Here is a 21532-nt window from a genome sequence, read left to right on the forward strand (position 1 = left end):
ATGGCCAAACCTTCCCGCATCAATCCCGAGACCTTTGCGCGCATCGCCGACCAGTTGCCGATCGCCAAGGATGCCGCGTCGGTGCGGCAGCGCGTCGAACTCCTCGAACGCCTGCTCGAGCGCAGCCTAGTCATTCCCGGCATCAACCGGCCGATCGGGCTCGACGTGCTGCTCGGCCTGCTGCCGGTCGGCGGCAGCTTCGTCGGCGCGGCGTTCGGCGGCTATATGGTGTGGGAAGCGCGCAATCTGGGCATGTCGAAAGGCGCGATGGCGCGGATGGCGGGCAATGTCGGCTTCGACTGGCTGCTCGGGTTGATCCCCGGCATCGGCATCATCCCCGATTTCTTCTTCCGGTCGAACACGCGCAACCTGCGCATCATCCGGCGCCATCTCGACAAACACCACCCCGCGACCGTCACGCTGGAAGGGTCAGCGCCCGCCGCGCCATAATTTGAGGCGCGTGGCTGGCGCAAGGCTTGCCTGATGCGTCGGGCAGCGGCGGTATTTGAAGTTGGTGTCGAGGCAGATCCACACCTCGTCGAGCCAGCCGTCGCGCGTCGCGGTCAGTCGCAGCGAGCGAGGATTGAGCCCGCGATTGGCGCGCGCGAACGCGACCGCGAATTGCCCGGCGGTCAGGTTGGCGCGGCGCGACAGCGCGTCCATGTCGGGATAGCGCACCTGCGCGAACAGGCGCCCCGACTGCGCGAAATAGCGCGCGGGCGTCAGGTTCATGCAGGTACCATGCTTGGCATATTCGTGCTGGAGCAGTTGCGGCGACGGAGTCGTGCACAGGTTGCGGCGGATCACCGCCTGCGGAACGATCGCGGCGGGGCGGCAATATTGCGGCCAGGTCTTGCCGACGCCATCGGGCCACAAGCCGTGCAGCGTGAAGCCGAAGCGATTGCCGCCGCCGCATTGAAACCGCGCCGAGCGCGTGTCGCCGGCAGTGCGGCAATATTGCGGGCTCCACGTCAGCGCCAGCGTATAGCCGCCGGTGGCGACGCGGCGCACCGGATCGCGCGCATCGGGCGTGTCGGGGCGCGGGGTGTCGATCGCCTGCGGCACCGAACAGCGATAGGCCTGCGCCTGCGCCGCCAGCGGTGCGAGCATCGCCGCGCCTGCCACTATCACCCGCATTCCGATCCGCATTGCCGGCCCCCGCCCCCTGTCGCATCGCCAACCTGCCCTTAGCCGACCGTGAAATCCAGCCCGATATCGGCCGCGGGCGCCGACTGGGTGAGCCGGCCGACGCTGACATAGCTGACGCCGGTCCGGGCGATGTCACGGATCGTGTCGAGCCGCACGCCGCCCGAAGCCTCGGTTGGCACGCGCCCGGCCACGATGCCGACCGCCTCGCGCAGCACCGGCGGGGGCATGTTGTCGAGCAGCAGATGCGTCGCGCCCGCCGCCAGCGCCGGTTCGATCTGATCCAGCCGGTCGACCTCGACGATGATGCTGGCGATCCCCGCCGCCACTGCCCGTGCGGTCGCGGCCTCGACCGAGCCTGCCACCGCGACGTGGTTGTCCTTGATCATCGCGGCGTCCCACAGTCCCATGCGGTGATTGGTCGCGCCACCCATGCGCGTCGCGTATTTCTCGAGCGCGCGTAGCCCCGGGATCGTCTTGCGCGTATCGAGCAGCACCGCGCCGGTGCCGGCAATGGCATCGACATAGGCGCGCGTCAGGGTGGCGACCCCCGACAGGTGCTGGACGGTGTTGAGCGCCGAACGCTCGGCAGTGAGCAGCGCGCGCGCCGATCCGCGCAGGCGCATCAGGTCGGTGCCGGGCAGGACGCTGGCCCCCTCCTCCACCAGCACCTCGATCGTGGCGGCGGGATCGAGGGTACGGAAGAATTGCGCGGCGACGTGAAGCCCCGCGACGACGATCGCGTCGCGGCTGTCCATCACCCCGGCAAAGCGCGCATCCGCCGGTATCACCGCCGCCGAGGTGACATCGCCGCCATCGCCGAGGTCCTCGGCAAGCGTTGCGGCGACGAAGGCGTCGAGATCGAAGCGGTCCAGGGAAAAGCGCATCCCGCTCCCCTATCGTGTCGCGGCGCCGCCGCCAATTGTGCAGGCATTTCGCAAAAAGGTTCCACACCGTACGAAAACACCCCTTGCGGATCGCCCCGGATGTGGCATGCTACCCCCTTGGGGAGAGTGCAAGTTGTTGCAGTGTTATGGTTTTTCGGGTGTGGCGCCCGCAGGCTCCGGCCCGCGGGGGGATGCATCCACTCCGACCACGATCGTATCCTTTGGCGATCGGCTGCAATTGCAGGTCCATAGCGGTATCGAAGGCCAACCGGCCCGCCGCTGACAATCTCGCCTCAATCGTTACAATTCGGGGAAGGTCGCATCATGGCAAGAATGATTGAATATGGTACCGGCATGGCATCGACGGGTGGGCTTCGGCCGTCGCCGTTCACGGTCGATGTTTCGACGCATGCGATGGGCTGCGCCTGCGGCGCGCATGGCTTCGACGGCGAAAATGACGTGCGCGATCCGCGCCTGTTCGTCGAGATCGGCGACGCGTCGGTCGACGATCAGGCCGGCACCGTCGCGGGCAACGGCAAGGACATCTGGAGCGAGGACGAAATCGCTGCCTATCTGAACCGCAGCGACACCAGCTGGGTACCGGGTCCGGGCCACACGCCGCAGACCGACAACGTCGCCGATGTGATCAACTTCGGTTTTCACGAGAGCCTGACCGAGCTCGAGAACAACGGCTATGTGTTCGAATATCAGGGCGGCTATTACGGCGCCCAGGAATATTTCAATTTCGCCCCGTTCGAAGCCGAACAGCGCGAAGCCGCGCGCGACGCGATGGAATATTGGGATGACCTGGTCGCCGTGTCGTTCCAGGAAACCGCGAGCGGCGATGCCGATATCAATCTCGCCAATCTCGCCGACGCGCCCCAGACGCAGGCCTATGCCTATCTGCCCGGCGACACGCTGTACGGCATCCCCGAAATCGACGCGCAGACCGTCGGCGTGCTCGGCGACGTGTGGGTTTCGGCCAGCCAGGCGAGCAACTTCCAGCTCGAGGTCGGCGGCTACGGCCTCAACACGCTGACCCACGAAATCGGCCACGCTATCGGCTTGTCGCATCCGGGCAACTATAATTTCGGCCCGGGCTTTGCAGTCAACTATGCCAACGGCGCGGAATATTTCCAGGACGCGCGCAACTACACGATCATGTCGTACTGGAACCCGCGCGACATCGGCGCACGCGATTTCGACTTCAACATCATGACGATCTCGTACGGCGGCACGCCGATGGTGCATGACATCCTGGCGGTCCAGAACATGTACGGCGCCGATACGACGACGCGTACCGGCAACACCACCTATGGCTTCAACAGCAACGCCGGCCGCGACGCGCTCGACTTCACGATCAATACCGCGCCGACCACGGCGATCTGGGATGCCGGCGGCAACGACACGCTCGACGTGTCGGGCTACAACACCGACCAGATCATCGATCTCAACCCGGGCTCGCTGTCGAGCATCGGCGGCGTCACGGTCGAGGAGGCACGCGCCGAGCTGACCTTCGAGCAGGTCAACGCCAACCGCGCTGCGGCCGGCTATGCGCCGACGCTGCTGGCGACCTATCTCGCCAACATGGCCGCGCTCGAAGCCAACCCGCTGCTGGGCCGGATGACCGACAATGTCGGCATCGCCTATGGCGCGTGGATCGAGAATGCGGTCGGCGGCGGCGGCGACGACGTCATCGTCGCCAATGCGGTCGCCAACCGCATCAACGGCGGTGCCGGCAACGACGTCGTCAGCTATGAATCGGCGACGTCGGGCGTGCTGATCAGCCTGCTCGCCAACTCCGCGTCGGGCGGTGCCGCTGGCGATCGTCTGACCTCGATCGAGGGTCTGATCGGCGGTGCGTACGACGACACGCTGATCGGCAACAACGCCGACAACGTCATCGGCGGCGGCAGCGGCGGGCGCGATACGCTGCTCGGCAATGGCGGCATCGACACCGTGACCTATTTCGACGCCACCGGCGGCGTGCAGGTCAATCTGGCGACCAACGTCGTCGGCGGTGCCGCGGCGGGCGACCGCATCAACGGGTTCGAGAACGCCACGGGATCGGCGTTCAACGACACGCTGCGCGGGTCGACGCTGGGCAACGAGCTGCGCGGGATGGACGGCAACGACACGCTGCTGGGCCTGAACGGCAACGACACGCTGTACGGCGATGCCGGCAACGACACGCTCGACGGCGGCGCCAACAACGACTGGCTCGACGGCGGCGCGGGTGCCGACATGCTGACCGGCGGGCTGGGCATCGATGTCTTCGCCTTCTCGGTGGCCGATGGCAGCACCGACCGGGTCGTCGATTTCCAGCGCGGCGTCGATGATCTCGACCTGTCGGCGATCGACGCCGACACGACGGTGCTCGGCAACGACAGCTTCACGCTGATCAACGGCGCCGCATTCTCCGGCAGCGCCGGTGAATTGCGGATCGCGGGCAACATGATGCAGGGCGATGTCAACGGCGACGGCGCCGCGGACTTCTCGATCCTGTTCGAGAACAACGCCGTGCCGCTGGCGAACGACATCATCCTCTGATCGTTCGATAGCGACGCATTGGGGGTCGGTCGGCATCTGCCGGCCGGCCCCTTTGCTTGTCCGCGGTTAAGGCCGGGAGGGCGGCGTGCCGGCCATCATCGCGATGAAGCGATCCGCCATCAGCACGCGCGTGGCGACGTCGTCGCGATACGGCGCGTCGGCCGGGACGAGCGCCAGTGCCCGGTGCCACGCGGTTCGCGCGGGTTCGAGCTCGCCGCTGTTGAGCAGCGCCAGCCCGAGGAAGAAAGGCGGCCCCGGCGCGTGCGGGTCGAGCCGGATCGCCTGCGCAAAGGCGAACCGGGCCGAAGGCGAGAGCTGCTGGCCGTCATGGATGGCGAGCCCGGTGCCGAGCGCGGTCCATGCCGAAGCGTCGCGCGGCGCGCGGCGTACGGTATCGATCAGGATCGCCACCGATTCGCGGGCATCGCCCCGGGCCAGCGCAGCATCGGCGAGCGACCAGGGCGCGCGATGCGCATCGCCCAGGATCGCCGACCGGAACGCGACCATGCCGGGTTCGATCGTGAGGCCTTGCGCCGCGGAGGTGGCAGGCTGTCCGGCAAGGCGCGGCCTGCCCTGCAGCGCATAGCCCGTCGCCCCGAGCATCAACGCCGCCGCCGCGATCGCCGCCAGTCCGCGCGGCATGCGGCCGAGCCACAATGCTGCGCCTGCCGCCGCCCCGACCAGCGCCAACGCCAGCCACCCCATCAGCGGCGGCGCCGACGAAAGCTGCGCGCCGCGATCGCGCCGCCGATCAGCAACAGCGCAAGCGGTGCGATCCACAGCGGCGCGGTCGCCGTGCTCATCGGCGGATCGTAGCTGACATAGTCGCCATAACGCGCGATCAGCCACGCGCGGATCTGGTCGGCACTCTCGCCCGCGGCGATACGCTCGCGCACCAGCGCGCGCATATCGCCCGCCATCTCCGCGTCCGAATCGGAAATCGCCTGGCCCTGGCAGACGATGCAGCGCAGCGTCGCCATCAGCTCCGCCGCTTCCGCCTCCTTGGCGGGATCGGCAAGCTGCTTGTTGGCATATTCGGCGGGCGGCAATTGCGACTGCGCGGCCAGCGGGCTCGCCGCAGCCAACGCCAGCAATGCTGCCGTCCGCCTCACCGCGCGTCCCTGAGCGCCTCCAGCAGATCGGCGACGTCATCCTCGCGGATGTCGCCGATATGCTGCGCGACGATGCGGCCCTTGCCGTCGATCACGAAGGTTTCCGGCACGCCCGACGAACCGAGCGCGAGCTGCACCGAGCTTTGCCGATCGTCGCCGATCCGTTCATAGGGATCGCCGTTGCGCGCCAGGAATTGCCGGATCGCCGGCGCGGTGTCGCGGATCGCGATCGCGTCGATCTTCGCGCCCGCTGCTTTCAGCCGCAGCAGCTGCGGCGCTTCGGCGATGCAGGGAATGCACCAGCTGGCAAAGACGTTGAGGAGCCGCGGCTCGCCGGTCCTGAACGCGGCGGTGTCGAGCCCCGGCTTGCCCGGCACGATCGGCTTGAGCGCGAATTGCGGGAGCGGCTTGCCGACCAGCGCCGACCGCACTGTCGGATCATTGGGGCGATAGAGGCCGTGCAATGCGATCCCGGCGAGCAAGGCGAACACCGCCAGCGGCAGCCAGAGCAGCCAACGCTTCATGCCCATGCCTCGCGCAGCGCCGCCTTGCGCTCCCGCCGGACGCGGCCGACCAGCGCCAGCATGCCGCCCAGCGCGATCAGCACCCCGCCTGCCCAGATCAGCGTCACCAGCGGCTTCCACCACAGTCGCAATTGCCACCGGCCATTGCCGTCGGGCTGGCCGAGCACGGTGTAGAGCTGGCCGTCGAATACCGTGTCGATCGCCGCTTCGCTGGTCACCGTCGGCGGCGCGGAGAAATAGCGGCTCTGCGGCAGCATGACGAAGGGTGCGTCGTCGCCACGCTGCACCCGCAGCCGCGCTTCCAGCGCCGACCAGTTGGGGCCGATGCGCGGGGCGATGCCCTCCAGCGTGACGGTAAACGGCCCGATCTGCGTCGGCTGACCGACCCCGACCGCGACCAGGCGCTCCCTGGTGAACGCGCTTTCACTGGCCATGCCGGCGAGGCTGACGGCGATGCCGAGATGCGCGAGCACCATGCCATAGGTGAATAGCGGCGTGCGCAGCAGGTTGCGCTTCCACAAGGGTGCGACGCTGGCGACCGCGAGCGCGATCGCCAATGCCAGGCCGAGCAGCGGCAGGATGCCGGTGCCCGGCGCGAGCAGCAGGATCGCCAGCATGGCGAGCAGCGCGACCGCGATCGGCGCGCGCAGCTTGACCGCCAGCGGCCCGAGATCGTCGCGCCGCCAGCGCAGCAGCGGCCCCGCCGCCATCGCCGCGACCAGCGCCAGCGCGATCGGCCCGGCGGTCTTGTTGAAGAACGGCGGCCCGACCGACAATTGCGTGCCCATCGCCTGCGCGACGATCGGATAGAGCGTGCCGATCAGGACGATGCCGAGAATCACGGACAGCAGCAGGTTGTTGAGCACCAGCCCGCCCTCGCGGCTGACCAGTTCGAAGGTCGTGCCCTGCTTGACGCTGCCGATGCGCCAGCCGAACAGCGCGAGCGCGCCGCCGATGTAGAAGATCAGCAGGCCGAGGATGAAGCTGCCGCGTTCGGGGTCTACCGCAAAGGCGTGGACGCTGGTGAGGATGCCCGAGCGGACAAGGAAGGTGCCGATCATCGACATGCTGAACGCGACCACCGCGAGCATGATCGTCCATGATCGCAGGCCGTCGCGGGTCGCCAGCACCGTCACCGAATGAAGCAATGCGGTCGCCGCCAGCCACGGCATCAGCGACGCGTTCTCGACCGGATCCCAGAACCACCAGCCGCCCCAGCCCAGCTCGTAATAGGCCCAGTAGCTGCCCGCGGTGATGCCGAGCGTCAGGAAGATCCAGCTGCCCAATACCCACGGCCGCATCGCGCGGGCGAACGCCGGACCGACGTCGCGCATCACCAGCGCGCCGACCGCGAACGAAAACGCCACCGACAGCCCGACATAGCCGAAATAGAGCGTCGGCGGGTGGAAGGCGAGACCGGGGTCCTGCAGCAGCGGGTTGAGCCCCTGCCCCTCCGCCGCGGCGGGCACCAGCCGCGCGAACGGGTTCGAGGACAAGAGCAGGAAGCCATAGAAGCCAAGCGCGATCAGAGCCTGCGCACCCATCGTCGCGATCAGCGTGGCTTCGTTCAGCCGCCTCTCGATCAGCGCGATCGCCCCGCCGGCAATGGCGAGCACCGTCACCCACAGCAGCATCGACCCTTCGTGATTGCCCCATGCGCCGGCGATCTTGTACATCAGCGGCTTGGCCGAATGGCTGTTGGAGGCGACCAGCAGCACCGACATGTCGGAGCGTACGAACACCAGGATCAGCATCGCGAACGCGAACGCAACCAGCAGTCCCTGGACGATCGCGACCGGGCGCACGCCGGCGATCAGCTGCGCGGCGGTGGCGATGCGTTCGTCCGTCCGGCGCGCGTCCCGCCCCAGCCACAATCCGCCTGCGCTGAGCACCAGTTGCAGCAGCGCCAGCGCCGCGGCGAGCCACAGCGCCGCCAATCCGGCTTCGGCAATCATTGCTCGAGCGTCTTTGCGGCAGCCATCTTACCCGCCATTTCGGGAGGCATGTAGCGTTCGTCATGCTTGGCGAGCAGATTGTCGGCGACGAAGCTGCCGTCGGGCTGGAACCGCCCTTCGGCGACGACGCCCGAATTTTCCTTGAACAGATCGGGCGCGATGCCGGAGAAGCGCACCGGTACCTGCGCCTTGCCGTCGGTGACGGTAAACGCGATCGACACGCCGTCGCCCTGCGGCACGATCGAGCCGCCCGCGACCATACCGCCCAGCCGCACCGCCTTGCCGAGCGGCGGCGGTTTGCCGGCGACATCTGCGGGGGCGTAGAAAAACGCCGCCTCGTCCTTCAATGCGGACAGCGCGAGGCCGCTGGCGCCGAGCACCGCGACGAGTGCCAGCGCGGCGAGACCGAGCCGTTGGTGCTTTGGCTTCATCGGCGGGTCAGTTCCTCGGCAGCGCGTTCGGCGCGGCGCATCGCGGCATAGCTGCCCCACGCGATCGCGCCGGTCGCGGCAAGGGTCACGGCATAGGCCGCGATCACGAACGCCCATTGGTTCACGTCGACACCCGGTGTTTCATGCCGCCGCGATCCGGCGCATCCGTGCCTCGACCTTGGCACTGGCGAGCAGCGCGCGCATCCGCATCAGCACGATCCCGGCGAACAGAAGGGTAAAGCCCGACAGCGTGAATGCCAGCGGCCACAGGATGGCATTGTCGATCGTCGATTTGGTCAGCGTCAGGCTCTGCCCCTGGTGCAGCGTATTCCACCAGATCACCGAATAGCGGATGATCGGCAGCAGTACCGTTCCGGCGATTCCGAACAATGCCGGGATGCGGCCGTCGCCGCCGCGCTGCGCATCGGCGCGGCCGAGCGCGATATAGGCGAGATAGACGAAGAACAGCAGCAGCATCGACGTCAGCCGGCCGTCCCATTGCCACCACGTTCCCCAGGTCGGACGTCCCCAGATCGATCCGGTGGCGAGACACACCGCAGCGAACAATGCGCCGGGCACCGCGCAGGCGCGTGCCGCCACCGCTGCCAGCGGATGTCGCCAGACGAGATAGGCGATGCTGGAGATGGCGATGCCGCTCCACCCGCCCATCCCCAGCCAGGCGGCGGGGACGTGGATGTAGAGGATGCGCACCGTTTCGCCCTGCAGATAATCGGGCGGCGTCTGGGTCAGCCCCGCCCACCCGCCGAACAGCGCAAGCGCGATCCCGCCGAGCACCAGCATCGGGGTGAGCGGCCGGGCGATCCTGAGGAAACGGGCTGGATTGGCGAGCGCGTGGATCACGATTGCCCGACAATAGGCGATTGATCGGCGAAATCCACCGATCGTTTGCGCTGCGCCTGCGAAGGTCTCTGCCATCTCGGTTCGGCGCTTCGCCATCACGGCCCCGCAACGAAATCGCCGATCGTCCGTTCGGTGCCGCAACGAAAACAAGGGGGAACGCCATGCCGGATATCGGCAAACTCGAAGCGATGACACGGCTGGGCTTCGCCGCACGCGGCCTGCTCTATTGCTTGATCGGCTATCTGGCGATCCGTGTCGGCCGCACCGAAGACGCCGCAGGCGCACTGGAATTCGTCGAGAGCGGGGCCGGTCGCGTGCTGCTGGTGGCGCTGGCGATCGGGCTGCTCGGCTACAGCATCTGGAGGATTTCCGAAGCGTTCATCGATACCGAAGGGCATGGCAGCGATGCCAAGGGCTATGCCGTGCGCGGCGGCGGTGTCGCCAGCGGACTGTTCCATTTGGGGCTGTTCTTCGCCGCCTGCCAATTGATCGTCGGCATCGACCCCAGCGACGACAGCGCTGTCACCGGGGCGCGCACTGCGCTTGAGTTTCCTGGCGGGGCGAGCGCGCTGATGCTGTTCGCGGTGATCCTGGTCGGCACCGGGGCGTATCAGGCGATCAAGGCGGTCAAGCTCGGCTTTCTGCGCTACCTCGACCCCGAGGCTGCGCGGATGGAGTGGGTGCGCTGGGCCGGGCGGCTCGGCTATCTGGCGCGCGGCACGGTGTTCGTGCTGATGGGATATTTCCTGTGGCAGGCCGGCATGGCGGCGCAAGCGAGCGAGGCGGGCAGCATGGACAAGGCGCTCGACGCGCTGCCGCCGACCGCGCAGGTCGTCGTCGCGGCGGGGCTGTTCGCCTTCGGCATCTTCAGCTTCGTCGAAGCGCGCTATCGGCGCATCACCGATCAGAAGGTGGTCGAGCGGCTCAAGCGGCTGGCTCCGGGATGAGCACCTCGCGCCCATTCGACTGCCCCGCTTTGCGTCGATCGCGATGCATCGCTACAGGGGCGGCGGATCGCGCCGATGACGGCGCCGCCATCAATGGAGATTCGCACTCGCATGTCAGCCTATAAGGCCCCCGATTTCAAGGAGCGCGCCGCGCTCGCGCAGCAGGCCAAGCAAAAGGCGCTCGACCGGCTCAAGGCCAAGCCCCCGATCGATCCCGCCGTCGTCGCCGAACGTGCCGCGGCGCGAGTACGGCGCGAAGAAGCCGCCGCTGCCAAGCGCGTCGCCAAGCGCGAAGCCGAGGAAGCTGCGCGCCTCGCCAAGATCGAGGCCGCTCGCCTCGCGGCAGAACAGGAAGAACAGGCGGCCAAGGCCGCCGAGCAGAGCGAAGCCGAGAAGAAAGCGGCGCGCGACGCCCGCTACGCCGCGCGCAAGAAGCGGAAATAGCTTTGCCCAGTGCGGGGCGCCGCCGGGGCCCGCGCCTCTGCCCTTTGGCCGGGTTGGGAATCGGCGCCGCGTTGATCGCGCATCCGGGGGTGGCGCAGGACAGCGCCGATCCGAGCGGCGACATCGTCGTCACCGGCCGCGGCCTCGCCGATCCCGAGCCGCGATCGACGGGCATCGCCGTGATCGATCTCGACCGGCTGACCGCCACCGCCAGCAACCGGCTGGAGGATGCGCTGGCCGATATCGCCGGGCTGCAATCGTTTCGCCGCGCCGATTCGCGTTCGGCCAATCCGACCAGCCAGGGCATCACCCTGCGCGGCATCGGCGGCAGCGCGTCGAGCCGCGCGCTGTTGATCCTCGACGGCGTTCCGCAGGCCGATCCGTTCGCCGGCTGGGTGGCGTTCCCCGCCTATTCGGTCGCGCGGCTGGGCCAGGTCCGCGTCGCCCGCGGCGGCGGTGGCGTGCGCTGGGGTTCGGGCGCTTTGGCGGGAGTGATCGACCTGCGCAGCGCGACGCCGGATCAACTGCCGCCACTGTCGGCGAGTATCGCCTATGGCAGCCGTAACAGCGTCGATGCGCAGGCCAGCGCCACGTTCGAGCGCGGCAGCGGCTTCGCAACGCTCGACGCCGGCTATGCCCGCGGCGACGGCTTCGTGCCGATCGTCGCGGAAGATCGCGGCCCGGCCGATCGCGCCGCGCCGTACGAACAGTTCAACGCCTCGGCGCGCGCCGTCGTACGCGTCGCCCCCCACACCGAGCTCCAGGCGACGGTGCAGGGCTTTTCCGACCGGCGGGAGCGCGGACTGGCGAGCACGGCGATCGCCAGCGACGGTGCGGATGCCAGCCTGCGCGTCGTCGGCAACGGTGCGTGGCGCTATTCCGCGCTCGCCTATGTCCAGGCGCGGCAGTTCGCCAGCCAATTCGCCAGCATCGACGATGCCCGCACCGTCGCGAGTCAGGTGCTCGACCAGTACAGCGTTCCTGCGATCGGGCTGGGCGGGCGCCTCGAAGTGGCTCCGCCGATCGGCGAAGCGATCGAGCTTCGCTTCGGCAGCGACGTGCGATCGACCGGAGGGACGACGCACGAGTTCTACAGCTATGTTGACGGGGCACCGACCCGGCGGCGCGAGGCGGGAGGAACGACTCGCACGCTGGGCGGATTCGCCGATCTCACCTGGTCTCCGGGCGCGATCCGCCTCGACGCCAGCGCGCGCATCGACCGCTGGTGGATCGAGGATGGCCGCCTGTTCGAACAGATGCTCGGCGGCGGAGCGCCCATCACCGACACCGGCTTTGCCGATCGCAGCGGCACCGAGCCGACCGGACGGATCGGCGCGGCCTGGTCGCTTGCCGCCGCGGTCACGCTGCGCGGCGCGGCGTATCGCGCGTGGCGATTGCCCACCCCCAACGAGCTGTACCGGCCGTTTCGTGTCGGTGCCGACGCGGTCGCGGCCAATGCCGAGCTGCGCCCCGAAACGCTGGACGGCGTCGAGGCGGGCGTCGATCTCGCGCTGGGGGAGCGGATGACGCTGGGGGCGACGCTGTTCGCCAATCGCCTGAACGACGCCATCGCCAATGTCACGATCGCGCGCGGGCCGGGCAACTTCCCGGGTGTCGGGTTCGTGTCGGCAGCAGGCTTCTATCGCCAGCGCCGCAACCTGGGCGCGATCGATGCGCGCGGGATCGAGGTCGATGGGGAGGCGCGGCTCGGTGCGGTGCGGATGGCGCTGTCCTATGCCTATGCCGACCCGGTCGTGCGGGCGGCCGAGGCGGCGCCAGCGCTCGACGGCCTGCGTCCGGCGCAGGTTCCGCAGCATCAGGCTTCGGCGACATTGGCCTGGCAGCGCGGTGCGTGGCGCGCCGGCACGACACTGCGCTACGCGTCGCGGCAATATGAGGACGACCAGAACAGCCGTTCGCTGGCGCAGGCGCTGACGCTGGACGCGATCGCCGCGCTGCCGTTGACCAAAGCGGTCGCGATCGAGGCGCGCGCCGAGAATCTGTTCGATGCCCGCGTCGAAACCGGGTTCAGCGGCGATGCGATCGAGCGCGCCCGTCCCCGCCAGCTATGGATCGGCCTACGCGCGTCGCTGGAGTGAGCGAATGGCGGAGAGGGTGGGATTCGAACCCACGGTGCCCGCTAGGGCACGCCGCATTTCGAGTGCGGTACAATCGACCAACTCTGCCACCTCTCCGCGGGCCATCCGGTTGGCCGCAAGCGGCCCGGTCGATCGGATGAGGGGGCGCGGGTAGCCCAAAGGCACAGTGTCCGCAAGCCCCGCCTTGCACGGCCGCGAATTGCCACTAGGTTCATCGCCATGCACCGTCTTTCCGCCACTCCCGACGCGCACGAAACCGGCATCCCCATGCCGCCCGTCGCGCATGCCCGCTTCGATGTCGGCGCGGTGGTCCGGCACCGGCTGTTTGATTTCCGCGGCGTCGTGTTCGATGTCGATCCGGTGTTCGCGAACACCGACGAATGGTATGAGGCGATCCCCGAAGGCGTGCGTCCGGCCAAGGACCAGCCCTTCTATCACCTGCTCGCCGAGAATGCCGAATCGACCTATGTCGCCTATGTCAGCCAGCAGAACCTGATCCCCGACGACAGCGAGGAGCCGGTCGATCATCCGGCGATCGGCGGGCTGTTTGATCAATATATCGACGGCCGCTATCGGCTCAAGCGCGAGCATCGGCACTGATCGCCCGGTGTAGCCGCGTCGTCCCGCTCCCCCGCCCCGTACGGTTGACACCTCGGCGATTTTGACCTAGCTGCGCCATTCCTTCCCGCAGGGCTCACGCCTTTGCGGGATATCGCATTTGAAAGAGTTGACAGGGCCATGTTCGCAGTCGTGCGCACGGGCGGCAAGCAGTACCGCGTTGCCGCCGGAGACAAGATCGTCGTCGAGAAGATCGACGGAGCAGCCGGTGATTCGGTCACGCTGGGCGACATCCTGCTCGCGGGCGAGGGCAGCGACCTCAAGCCGACCGACGGGCTGACCGTCGCGGCAGAGATCATCGCGCAGGCGAAGGGTGACAAGGTCATCGTCTTCAAGAAGCGCCGCCGTCACAATTATCGCCGCAAGAACGGCCACCGCCAGAACCACACGATCCTGAAGATCGTGGCGATCGGCGGCGAAGAGAAGAAGAAGGCCACGCGCGCCAAGAAGGCCGACGCCGCCCCCGCCGGGGACGACGCCGCAGCCGCTACCGCGTAAGCCCGAATTCGAGGAGCATAGACAATGGCACATAAGAAAGCAGGCGGTTCGTCGCGCAACGGTCGCGATTCGGTCGGCCGTCGCCTGGGCGTCAAGAAGTTCGGCGGCGAAGCCGTCATTCCGGGCAACATCATCGTGCGCCAGCGCGGGACCAAATTCTATCCGGGCACCAATGTCGGGATGGGCAAGGACCACACGCTGTTCGCGCTGACCGAAGGCCGCGTGGCGTTTCACGAAGGCAAGCTCGGACGCAAGTTCGCATCGGTCGAGATGCTGGCGCAAGCCGCAGAATAACGGGCAACCGGCCGGGTTGCCCACCAGGGTGACCCGGGTTCCGCTACGGAACCAGCTCAACAGGGAGACGGGTCGCCCCGGCTCCCTTTTTTCTTGCTCCCTCCATGCGGCTGTCGCCGGATCGTCACTGCGATCCGGCACTGCGCGATCAGGATGAGGAGCGTAGCGATGTTCGTGCGTACGAGGCGGCTGACATTGCGGCCGGGATGGATTGAGGATGCCCCCGCGCTGGCGCAGGCGGTCGGGCATCGCGCGGTGGTCGAGAAGCTCGCCTCGCTGCCCTTCCCCTATACCATCGCCGATGCCGAGGCGTTCCTGACCGCACCGCGTGCGATCGACACGCCCAGTTTCCTGATGTTCGAGCATAGGGGCGATACCGTGCGCCTGGTCGGCGGTATCGGCGTCGATCGCCGCGGCGTGCATGGCGCCGCAGGCGACCTCGACCTTGGCTATTGGGTGACGCCCGATGCCTGGGGCCGCGGTCTGGCCACCGAGGCGGGCCTTGCCGTCGTGGCGACGCTGCGCGCAACGCTGAGGGTGACGCGCCTGGTATCGGGGCATTTCGCGGATAACCCGGCGTCCGGCAGGGTGCTTGCCAAGATCGGCTTTCGGCCGACCGGGCTCAGCGAAAAGCGGTGGTCGCAGGCGCGCGGGTGCGAGGCCGACTGCGTGTTGTTCGAACTGGACGACGGCGCGGGCGATACGCGATTGGCGGCATGATCAGGCCCCTCCCCCAAAAGGGGGAGGCTAGCTTGGGTCATGCTACGGCGGGCAATCGCGCCGCCGCGTATTCGCTGTCGACCAGCCCGATCAGCGACCGGTCGTCATGGTTCCAGGGGTGAAAGCCGGGCAGGAAGAACGATGCCCATGCGCCCAGCACCTTGCGCGCCATGCCGGGGCGGCCGAACGCATATTTGAATAGCCGCCATTTGACCCCTGCCCCGCGCAGCCCGTCCTGCTCCAACAGGTCGAGCATGCCTTCGGTGCGCCCGGAAAAGAACTTTTTGGTGGTGATCACCATCACCAGCGCCTTGACCCACCAGCGTCGGAACCGCGTCCAGTCGCGGGTGGCATGCAGCCAGGTGTCATAGGCGACACCCTTGTGCTCGATCTCCTCGATCGCATGCCAGCGCCACAGATCGGCGGCCTGCTGGTCGCCGCCCGCCAGATGCGCCGGATTTGCGACCAGCTCGTGCGCGATGATTGCGGTGAAATGCTCCAGGCACATCGTCGCCGCCAGCTTGCCGATCGCGGGCCGGTCCCTGGTCAGAGCCAGTTCGCGGTCGACCCGCGCTTCGAGGCGGCTGATGTCATAGCCCTGATCGACGACATGCCGGTTGAACGCGACATGCTCGCGGGTGTGGATGACCTCCTGCTTGACGAAGGCGCCGATCTCGGCATGCAGCCGCGGCGGCGTGCCTTCGCGAAAGCGGCGCACGCTGTCGACGAAAAAGCCTTCGCCCTTGGGAAACGTCACCGACAGCGCATTGTAGAAGGCCGTCGCAATCGGATCGTCGTTGAGCCACCAGCGGCGATAGCGCGTATCGCGACCGAAGCGCACGTCGCGCGGGGTGATCGTCAAATCGGCGGGAGTCTTTGCTTTCGCCACGCTTTCCTCCACAACATCACGTCGCACTTGTTTACAGCTTTGTCAGTTGGCAGTTACTTACATCAATGTCAATAATCCGAAAACGCCTCAGCCCCGAAGAGTCCCGTATCGCCGCGTTGCAGGCGGCTCGCGCACTGCTGATCGAGGCCGGACCGCAGGCGGTGACGCTGAAGGCGGTAGCCGGGCGGATCGGGCGGACGCACGCCAATTTGCTCCATCATTTCGGTTCGGCGGCGGGGCTGCAACGCGCGCTTGCCGAGAGCATGGCCGATACCATCACCGCGACGATCGGCGCAGCGGCGATGCGCGCGCGCGAGCAGGGCGGCGATCCCGGCGAAGTGGTCGACCTGACCTTCGACGCGTTCGACAAGGAAGGCGCGGGCGCACTGGCGAGCTGGATGATCCTGTCGGGCAACGAGGATGCGCTCGACCCGATCCTCGAGGCGATCCACCGGCTGGTCGACGACCTGTCCCAAGCCGGGCATGGCGACCGTCCGATCCATGAGGATACGCTGCAACTGGTGCTGCTGGCGCTGGGCGACGCTCTGATGGGCGGCCCGATGGCCAAGGCGCTCGGCCTGCCGCGGAATTCCGCACGCCGCATCGCGGTGCGATCGCTGGCGGCGTCGCATGCCAAGCGCGAGCCCGCTGAATAGTTCGCCTTGCGGTGCGGAGCGGTTCGCGCCCCTTCGACTTTCCCCGACAACTGAGCTATCGGCCGCGCCATGCATTTTCTTGACCAAGCAAAGATCTTCGTCCGATCGGGCGCGGGCGGCGGCGGGGCGGTCGGTTTCCGCCGCGAGAAGTTCGTCGAATATGGCGGTCCCGACGGCGGCGACGGCGGCAAGGGCGGCGACATAATCTTCGAGGCGGTCGCGGGGCTCAATACCCTGATCGATTTCCGCTACACCCAGCATTTTCGCGCCATGCGAGGCAAGGGCGGCGCGGGCAGCAACCGTACCGGTGCGGGCGGCGACGATCTGGTCATCCAGGTTCCCGTCGGCACCCAGATCCTCAGCGAGGACAAGGAGCATGTCCTGCTCGACTTCACCCGCCCCGGCCAGCGCGAGGTCTTCCTGCGCGGCGGCGACGGCGGGCGCGGCAATGCCAGTTACAAGACCTCGACCAATCGCGCGCCGCGTCAGCACGGGTCCGGCTGGCCGGGTGACGAGGCGTGGGTGTGGCTGCGGCTGAAGCTGCTTGCCGATGCCGGGCTGGTCGGGCTGCCCAATGCCGGCAAGTCGACCTTCATCAACGCCGTCACCAACGCCCAGGCCAAGGTCGGCGCCTATGCCTTCACTACGCTGCGCCCGCAACTGGGCGTGGTGCGGCACAAGAATCGCGAATTCGTCGTCGCCGACATTCCCGGGCTGATCGAGGGCGCCGCAGAGGGGGCCGGGGTCGGCGACCGCTTCCTTGGCCATATCGAGCGCTGCCGGGTGCTGCTGCACCTGATCGATGCCAACGATGCCGACGTCGCAGAGAGCTATCGCATCGTGCGCGACGAACTCGACGCCTATGGCGCCGGGCTGACCGACAAGCAGGTGGTGGTCGCGCTCAACAAGATCGACACGCTCGACGACGAACTGATCGAAGCGCTTTCCGCCGAGCTGGAAGCAGCGAGCGGCGCTGAGGTCATCCCGATCTCGGGCGCGAGCGGCGTCGGTGTCGATTGGGTGCTCGACAAGCTGATCGAGGCGATCGGCCCGGAAGGCGCCGCCGTCGCTGCCGACGACGAAGGCGAGGACGCGATCGAGTGGTCGCCGGTGTGACCCGCTGGAAAGGTGCCCGCCGCTGCGGTTTTATCCGCATGACGGCGGGCGGCAGCGCTCGGCATGCGCGGGGCCAGGACGAGATCTTCACCCGCGACTGAAACGCCGCCATTGGCGCGACGGTGGATGCGCGGTACGGCGCGGACCGATATGACCCTGTTCCCGCCCTCCGCCTGCCCACGGATCGTCGTCAAAATCGGATCGGCGCTGCTCATCGCTGCCGATGGCGGGGTGCGGCGCGACTGGCTTGCGGAGATCGTTACCGACATCGCCGAACGCACGCGCGCGGGGCAGCAGGTCGCGATCGTGTCGTCGGGCGCGATCGCGCTCGGGGCGCGACGGCTGGGGCTCGTCAAAGGTGGACGCGCCAGCCTCGAGGACGCACAGGCCGCGGCGGCGGTCGGGCAGATCGCGCTCAGCCAGATCTGGGCGGAAACGCTCGCAGCGGAGGGACTGATCGCCGCGCAGATGCTGGTGACGCTGGGCGATCTCGAGGATCGGCGCCGTTATCTGAACGCTGCGGCGACGCTGGACCGACTGCTCGGGCTGGGCGCCGTGCCGGTGCTCAACGAGAATGACAGCGTCGCCACCGAGGAGATCCGCTTCGGCGACAATGACCGCCTGGCCGCCCGCGTGGCGCAGGCTGCGGGCGCCAAGGGCGTCATCCTGCTGTCGGACATTGACGGGCTGTACGATCGCAATCCGGCGCTGGCTGGAGCGGTCCATATCCCGCTGGTCGAGCGGATCGATGCACGGATTGAAGCGATGGCCGATAGCGGATCGGCGTCGGGAATGGGATCGGGCGGGATGATCTCGAAGATCGCCGCCGCGCGCATCGCCAATGCGGCGGGGGCGCAACTGGCGATCGCCAATGGCCGGGCGGACCGGCCGCTGTCGGCGGACGCCCGGCACACGATATTCCTTGCCGAAAAGGGCGCATCGGCGCGCAAGGCGTGGCTGGCGGGCGGCCTCACCGCGCGCGGGACGATCCATATCGATGCGGGAGCCGTCCGGGCGCTGGCAGGCGGCGCCAGCCTGCTGGCGGCCGGCGCACTGCGCGTCGAGGGAGAGTTCGCGCGCGGCGACCTGGTGGTGCTGGCCGGCCCGGGCGGTGCCCCGGTTGCGCGCGGGTTGAGCGAATACGACCATGCCGACGCCGCGCGCATCGTCGGTCAGCGCCGCGACGCGCTGGCGGGCATCCTGGGGCATAGTCCACGCGCGGCGCTGGTCCATCGCAGCCATATGGCGCTGCTGTGAGCGTGCTGGCGATCACCGGCGGCACCGGTTTCGTCGGCAGCGCGGTGCTGCGGCTCGCGGTCGAGGCCGGACACCGCGTCCGCGCGCTGACCCGGCGCGCGCAACCTGCGCAGGAGGGTGTCGAGTGGCTTGCCGGAACGCTGGAGGACGCGCCTGCCCTCGCCCGGCTTGCCGGCGGCGCGGATGCCGTCGTGCACATCGCCGGCGTGGTCAATGCGCCGACGCGCGACGGCTTCCTCCGCGGCAATATCGACGGCACCCGCGCCATGCTCGCCGCGGCGCGATCGGCGGGAGTGGCGCGCTTCGTTCACGTCTCGTCGCTGTCGGCGCGCGAGCCGCAGCTCTCGCACTATGGCTGGTCGAAGGCGCAGGGCGACCTGCTGGTCGAACAGTCGGGACTCGACTGGACGATCGTGCGCCCACCGGCAATCTACGGCCCGGGCGACCACGACATGCTCGAGCTGTTCCGCATGGCGCAGAAGGGCGTGGTCGCGCTGCCTCCGCCGGGGCGGTTCTCGATCGTGCATGTCGAGGACCTCGCGCGACTGCTGATCGCGCTGGCGCAGGCGACGGGCGACCACAGCATGTACGAAGCCGACGACGGCACACCCGGTGGCTGGACGCATGTCGATTTCGCGCGCGCGCTCGGCCGCGCGGTCGGACAGCGCGTGCTGCCGCTGTCGCTGCCGCGGGCAATTCTGGCGCTGGGCGCGAGGCTCGACCGGATGGCGCGCGGCGACAAGGCCAGGCTGACGCCCGACCGGGTCGGCTATCTCGCGCATCCCGACTGGGCGATCGACCCCGCGCATCGCCCGCCGCCGTCGCTATGGACCCCGCAGGTCGGCACGCCGCAAGGTCTGGCCGCCACGGCGATGTGGTATCGCGCGCACGGCTTGCTATAGCAGCGCCGAACTGGCGCCGCATTTCGGTGCCACGGCAACGCCCAATTGCAGAGGATTCCGATGAGCGACCGCCAAGCCGTCTTCGACACCGTCACCGGGCTGATCGAACCGTTCAACAAAAAGGGCGTCGCGCTGACCGAGACGACCACCTTCGCCGGCGATCTCGAATGGGACAGCCTGACGGTGATGGATTTCGTCGCGGCGGTCGAGGACGAATTCGACATCATGATCACCATGAACATGCAGGCCGAGATCGAGACGGTCGGTCAATTGGTCGATGCCGTCGAGAAGCTCAAGAACGTCTGAGGACCGCATGACCGAAGCTCCCGCCTCCGCGCACGCCCTGCCCGCCGATGCCGTCGCCGCGGCGCCCGCGCGCGATCTGTTCAGCAAGTTCGATCCGTTGATCGCCGAGCGCCAGGCGCTGCTCGACAGCGGCGTGCGCGATCCGTTCGCGATCGTGATGGAAGCGGTGAAATCGCCCACCGAGGCAGTCATCAAGGGCAAGGAGACCATCCTGCTCGGCACCTATAATTATATGGGCATGACCTTCGACGCCGACGTGATCGCGGCGGGCAAGGCGGCGCTCGACCAATTCGGATCGGGCACCAACGGCAGCCGCATGCTCAACGGCACGTTCCGCGACCATGTCGATGCGGAAGACGCGCTGAAGCAATTCTACGGCGCCGATCACGCGATGGTGTTCTCGACCGGCTATCAGGCCAATCTCGGCATCATCTCGACCATCGCGGCCAAGGGCGAATACATCATCCTCGATGCCGACAGCCATGCGTCGATCTATGACGGCTGTGCGCTCGGCAATGCCGAGATCGTGCGTTTCCGCCACAATTCGGTCGATGATCTGGACAAAAGGCTGGGGCGACTGCCCGACGGCGTCGGCAAGCTGGTCGTGCTCGAGGGCGTCTATTCGATGCTTGGCGACATCGCGCCTCTGCGCGAAATGGTCGAGGTGGCTAAGAAGCACGGCGCGATGGTGCTGGTCGACGAAGCGCATTCGATGGGCTTTTTCGGCGAGCATGGCCGCGGCGTCTACGAAGATGTCGGGCTCGAACTCGGCCGCGACGTCGATTTCGTGATCGGCACTTTTTCCAAGTCGGTCGGCACGGTCGGCGGTTTCTGCGTCTCGAACCATCCCAAGTTCGAAGTGATGCGGCTCGCCTGCCGCCCCTATATCTTCACCGCCTCGCTGCCGCCATCGGTCGTCGCGACCGCGGCGACCTCTATCCGCAAGCTGATGACCGCGCACGACAAGCGGACGCGGCTGTGGGACAACAGCCGCACCCTGCATCGCGGCCTGACCGACATGGGGTTCGAGCTGGGCACCGACAGCCCGCAATCGGCGATCATCGCGGTGATCCTCAAGGATCAGCAACAGGCGGTTGTGATGTGGCAGGCGCTGCTCGAGGCCGGGCTGTACGTGAACATGGCGCGCCCGCCCGCGACCCCCTCGGGCGTGTTCCTGCTGCGCTGCTCTTTGTGCGCGGAACACAGCCCGGAGCAGATCGCCGCGATCCTGACGATGTTCGCCGCGGCCGGCCGGGCGGCGGGCGTGCTCGCCTGATCCTGGCGGCTGGCGTTGGATCGCGGCCGCGCCTAGGGTCCGAC

The 21532-nt window shown here is 68.0% G+C and carries 25 protein-coding genes and 1 tRNA gene; 15 read left to right on the forward strand and 11 right to left on the reverse strand.

What is annotated here, in order from left to right:
* A complete protein-coding gene (locus tag FHY50_RS08150; RefSeq protein ID WP_140047979.1) occupies window positions 1–450 on the forward strand; it encodes a DUF4112 domain-containing protein in 450 nt (149 codons plus the stop codon).
* Here the strand turns inward: FHY50_RS08150 and FHY50_RS08155 are convergent.
* Window positions 430–1149 (reverse strand): ribonuclease T2 family protein, encoded by a 720-nt coding sequence (locus tag FHY50_RS08155; RefSeq protein WP_243846600.1) that lies wholly within the window; start codon window positions 1147–1149, stop codon window positions 430–432. The two genes, FHY50_RS08150 and FHY50_RS08155, sit on opposite strands and share 21 nt — an antisense overlap.
* A gap of 38 nt (window positions 1150–1187) precedes the next feature.
* On the reverse strand, window positions 1188–2033 hold the full coding sequence (nadC, locus tag FHY50_RS08160; protein WP_140047980.1) for a carboxylating nicotinate-nucleotide diphosphorylase: 846 nt from the start codon (window positions 2031–2033) through the stop codon (window positions 1188–1190).
* Between the two features lie 324 nt (window positions 2034–2357).
* Here nadC and FHY50_RS08165 point away from each other — a divergent pair, with 324 nt between their 5' ends.
* On the forward strand, window positions 2358–4583 hold the full coding sequence (locus tag FHY50_RS08165; protein WP_140047981.1) for a M10 family metallopeptidase C-terminal domain-containing protein: 2226 nt from the start codon (window positions 2358–2360) through the stop codon (window positions 4581–4583).
* 66 nt (window positions 4584–4649) lie between these two features.
* Here the strand turns inward: FHY50_RS08165 and FHY50_RS08170 are convergent, their stop codons facing one another.
* From FHY50_RS08170 to ccmC, 7 genes are read right to left on the reverse strand one after another with little or no spacing between them, the layout of a single operon-like run.
* On the reverse strand, window positions 4650–5288 hold the full coding sequence (locus tag FHY50_RS08170) for a tetratricopeptide repeat protein (RefSeq protein WP_140047982.1): 639 nt from the start codon (window positions 5286–5288) through the stop codon (window positions 4650–4652).
* Window positions 5288–5695: a cytochrome c-type biogenesis protein gene (locus tag FHY50_RS08175; protein ID WP_140047983.1), complete on the reverse strand. Its 408-nt coding sequence runs from the start codon at window positions 5693–5695 to the stop codon at window positions 5288–5290. The genes FHY50_RS08170 and FHY50_RS08175 overlap by 1 nt, the downstream gene beginning before the upstream one ends.
* On the reverse strand, window positions 5692–6219 hold the full coding sequence (locus FHY50_RS08180; protein WP_140047984.1) for a redoxin family protein: 528 nt from the start codon (window positions 6217–6219) through the stop codon (window positions 5692–5694). The genes FHY50_RS08175 and FHY50_RS08180 overlap by 4 nt, the downstream gene beginning before the upstream one ends.
* Window positions 6216–8174, reverse strand: coding sequence for a heme lyase CcmF/NrfE family subunit (locus FHY50_RS08185; protein ID WP_140047985.1), 1959 nt, complete (start codon window positions 8172–8174; stop codon window positions 6216–6218). The genes FHY50_RS08180 and FHY50_RS08185 overlap by 4 nt, the downstream gene beginning before the upstream one ends.
* Complete coding sequence (gene ccmE, locus FHY50_RS08190) at window positions 8171–8605, reverse strand: cytochrome c maturation protein CcmE (RefSeq protein WP_140047986.1); 435 nt, start codon at window positions 8603–8605, stop codon at window positions 8171–8173. Before ccmE ends, FHY50_RS08185 begins: the two co-directional genes overlap by 4 nt.
* Window positions 8602–8730, reverse strand: coding sequence for a hypothetical protein (locus tag FHY50_RS14470; protein WP_280524718.1), 129 nt, complete (start codon window positions 8728–8730; stop codon window positions 8602–8604). Before FHY50_RS14470 ends, ccmE begins: the two co-directional genes overlap by 4 nt.
* Before the next feature lie 16 nt (window positions 8731–8746).
* Window positions 8747–9406 carry a heme ABC transporter permease CcmC gene (gene ccmC / locus FHY50_RS08195; RefSeq protein ID WP_243846784.1) on the reverse strand — a complete coding sequence of 220 codons (660 nt, stop codon included), beginning with the start codon at window positions 9404–9406 and terminating at the stop codon, window positions 8747–8749.
* A 221-nt stretch (window positions 9407–9627) separates the two neighbouring features.
* On the opposite strand from ccmC, the gene FHY50_RS08200 reads away from it, so the two are divergent.
* From FHY50_RS08200 to FHY50_RS08210, 3 genes are all read left to right on the forward strand, one after another.
* A complete protein-coding gene (locus FHY50_RS08200) occupies window positions 9628–10413 on the forward strand; it encodes a DUF1206 domain-containing protein (RefSeq protein WP_140047987.1) in 786 nt (261 codons plus the stop codon).
* A gap of 111 nt (window positions 10414–10524) precedes the next feature.
* Window positions 10525–10857 carry a DUF6481 family protein gene (locus FHY50_RS08205; protein WP_140047988.1) on the forward strand — a complete coding sequence of 111 codons (333 nt, stop codon included), beginning with the start codon at window positions 10525–10527 and terminating at the stop codon, window positions 10855–10857.
* A gap of 71 nt (window positions 10858–10928) precedes the next feature.
* Complete coding sequence (locus tag FHY50_RS08210) at window positions 10929–12956, forward strand: TonB-dependent receptor (RefSeq protein WP_244935313.1); 2028 nt, start codon at window positions 10929–10931, stop codon at window positions 12954–12956.
* A 5-nt stretch (window positions 12957–12961) separates the two neighbouring features.
* On the opposite strand, the gene FHY50_RS08215 is transcribed toward FHY50_RS08210, so the two are convergent.
* Window positions 12962–13052 (reverse strand) — tRNA-Ser (locus FHY50_RS08215).
* 123 nt (window positions 13053–13175) lie between these two features.
* Here FHY50_RS08215 and hspQ point away from each other — a divergent pair.
* The 4 genes from hspQ (at window position 13176) to FHY50_RS08235 (ending at window position 15086) form a co-directional block, all read left to right on the forward strand.
* The gene (hspQ, locus tag FHY50_RS08220) at window positions 13176–13556 is read left to right on the forward strand and encodes a heat shock protein HspQ (RefSeq protein ID WP_140047990.1); all 381 of its coding nucleotides are present in this window, start codon (window positions 13176–13178) and stop codon (window positions 13554–13556) included.
* 138 nt (window positions 13557–13694) lie between these two features.
* The gene (gene rplU, locus FHY50_RS08225) at window positions 13695–14072 is read left to right on the forward strand and encodes a 50S ribosomal protein L21 (RefSeq protein WP_140047991.1); all 378 of its coding nucleotides are present in this window, start codon (window positions 13695–13697) and stop codon (window positions 14070–14072) included.
* Between the two features lie 24 nt (window positions 14073–14096).
* Window positions 14097–14366: a 50S ribosomal protein L27 gene (gene rpmA, locus FHY50_RS08230; protein ID WP_140047992.1), complete on the forward strand. Its 270-nt coding sequence runs from the start codon at window positions 14097–14099 to the stop codon at window positions 14364–14366.
* A 168-nt stretch (window positions 14367–14534) separates the two neighbouring features.
* The gene (locus tag FHY50_RS08235; RefSeq protein WP_140047993.1) at window positions 14535–15086 is read left to right on the forward strand and encodes a GNAT family N-acetyltransferase; all 552 of its coding nucleotides are present in this window, start codon (window positions 14535–14537) and stop codon (window positions 15084–15086) included.
* Window positions 15087–15123: 37 nt separating this feature from the next.
* Here the strand turns inward: FHY50_RS08235 and FHY50_RS08240 are convergent, their stop codons facing one another.
* Window positions 15124–15975, reverse strand: coding sequence for a metal-dependent hydrolase (locus FHY50_RS08240; protein WP_180345100.1), 852 nt, complete (start codon window positions 15973–15975; stop codon window positions 15124–15126).
* A gap of 65 nt (window positions 15976–16040) precedes the next feature.
* Here FHY50_RS08240 and FHY50_RS08245 point away from each other — a divergent pair, with 65 nt between their 5' ends.
* From FHY50_RS08245 to spt, 6 genes are all read left to right on the forward strand, one after another.
* Window positions 16041–16631 (forward strand): TetR family transcriptional regulator, encoded by a 591-nt coding sequence (locus FHY50_RS08245; protein WP_140047994.1) that lies wholly within the window; start codon window positions 16041–16043, stop codon window positions 16629–16631.
* A gap of 69 nt (window positions 16632–16700) precedes the next feature.
* Window positions 16701–17747 carry a GTPase ObgE gene (obgE, locus tag FHY50_RS08250; RefSeq protein ID WP_140047995.1) on the forward strand — a complete coding sequence of 349 codons (1047 nt, stop codon included), beginning with the start codon at window positions 16701–16703 and terminating at the stop codon, window positions 17745–17747.
* A 150-nt stretch (window positions 17748–17897) separates the two neighbouring features.
* Window positions 17898–19004: a glutamate 5-kinase gene (gene proB / locus FHY50_RS08255; protein WP_140047996.1), complete on the forward strand. Its 1107-nt coding sequence runs from the start codon at window positions 17898–17900 to the stop codon at window positions 19002–19004.
* Window positions 19001–19906: an NAD-dependent epimerase/dehydratase family protein gene (locus FHY50_RS08260; RefSeq protein ID WP_140047997.1), complete on the forward strand. Its 906-nt coding sequence runs from the start codon at window positions 19001–19003 to the stop codon at window positions 19904–19906. Before proB ends, FHY50_RS08260 begins: the two co-directional genes overlap by 4 nt.
* Window positions 19907–19966: 60 nt before the next feature.
* Window positions 19967–20212, forward strand: a complete 246-nt coding sequence (locus FHY50_RS08265) for an acyl carrier protein (protein ID WP_140047998.1) — start codon at window positions 19967–19969, stop codon at window positions 20210–20212.
* Window positions 20213–20219: 7 nt separating this feature from the next.
* A complete protein-coding gene (gene spt / locus FHY50_RS08270) occupies window positions 20220–21488 on the forward strand; it encodes a serine palmitoyltransferase (RefSeq protein WP_140047999.1) in 1269 nt (422 codons plus the stop codon).
* Window positions 21489–21532: the final 44 nt, after the last annotated feature.

It is taken from the genome of Sphingomonas japonica, from assembly GCF_006346325.1.
GTDB classification, from domain to species: domain Bacteria; phylum Pseudomonadota; class Alphaproteobacteria; order Sphingomonadales; family Sphingomonadaceae; genus Sphingomonas; species Sphingomonas japonica.

Bases quoted from the DNA above. Each gene is read 5' to 3' on its own strand.
- FHY50_RS08235 (WP_140047993.1), top strand. From the start codon at position 14,535: ATGTTCGTGCGTACGAGGCGGCTGACATTGCGGCCGGGATGGATTGAG.
- FHY50_RS08180 (WP_140047984.1), bottom strand. From the start codon at position 6,219: ATGAAGCGTTGGCTGCTCTGGCTGCCGCTGGCGGTGTTCGCCTTGCTC.
- rplU (WP_140047991.1), top strand. From the start codon at position 13,695: ATGTTCGCAGTCGTGCGCACGGGCGGCAAGCAGTACCGCGTTGCCGCC.
- rpmA (WP_140047992.1), top strand. From the start codon at position 14,097: ATGGCACATAAGAAAGCAGGCGGTTCGTCGCGCAACGGTCGCGATTCG.
- hspQ (WP_140047990.1), top strand. From the start codon at position 13,176: ATGCACCGTCTTTCCGCCACTCCCGACGCGCACGAAACCGGCATCCCC.
- proB (WP_140047996.1), top strand. From the start codon at position 17,898: ATGACCCTGTTCCCGCCCTCCGCCTGCCCACGGATCGTCGTCAAAATC.
- FHY50_RS08200 (WP_140047987.1), top strand. From the start codon at position 9,628: ATGCCGGATATCGGCAAACTCGAAGCGATGACACGGCTGGGCTTCGCC.
- FHY50_RS08245 (WP_140047994.1), top strand. From the start codon at position 16,041: ATGTCAATAATCCGAAAACGCCTCAGCCCCGAAGAGTCCCGTATCGCC.
- ccmC (WP_243846784.1), bottom strand. From the start codon at position 9,406: ATGCTGGTGCTCGGCGGGATCGCGCTTGCGCTGTTCGGCGGGTGGGCG.
- ccmE (WP_140047986.1), bottom strand. From the start codon at position 8,605: ATGAAGCCAAAGCACCAACGGCTCGGTCTCGCCGCGCTGGCACTCGTC.
- FHY50_RS08170 (WP_140047982.1), bottom strand. From the start codon at position 5,288: ATGGGGTGGCTGGCGTTGGCGCTGGTCGGGGCGGCGGCAGGCGCAGCA.
- spt (WP_140047999.1), top strand. From the start codon at position 20,220: ATGACCGAAGCTCCCGCCTCCGCGCACGCCCTGCCCGCCGATGCCGTC.
- FHY50_RS08150 (WP_140047979.1), top strand. From the start codon at position 1: ATGGCCAAACCTTCCCGCATCAATCCCGAGACCTTTGCGCGCATCGCC.
- FHY50_RS08185 (WP_140047985.1), bottom strand. From the start codon at position 8,174: ATGATTGCCGAAGCCGGATTGGCGGCGCTGTGGCTCGCCGCGGCGCTG.
- FHY50_RS08155 (WP_243846600.1), bottom strand. From the start codon at position 1,149: ATGCGGATCGGAATGCGGGTGATAGTGGCAGGCGCGGCGATGCTCGCA.
- obgE (WP_140047995.1), top strand. From the start codon at position 16,701: ATGCATTTTCTTGACCAAGCAAAGATCTTCGTCCGATCGGGCGCGGGC.
- nadC (WP_140047980.1), bottom strand. From the start codon at position 2,033: ATGCGCTTTTCCCTGGACCGCTTCGATCTCGACGCCTTCGTCGCCGCA.
- FHY50_RS08205 (WP_140047988.1), top strand. From the start codon at position 10,525: ATGTCAGCCTATAAGGCCCCCGATTTCAAGGAGCGCGCCGCGCTCGCG.
- FHY50_RS08265 (WP_140047998.1), top strand. From the start codon at position 19,967: ATGAGCGACCGCCAAGCCGTCTTCGACACCGTCACCGGGCTGATCGAA.
- FHY50_RS08165 (WP_140047981.1), top strand. From the start codon at position 2,358: ATGGCAAGAATGATTGAATATGGTACCGGCATGGCATCGACGGGTGGG.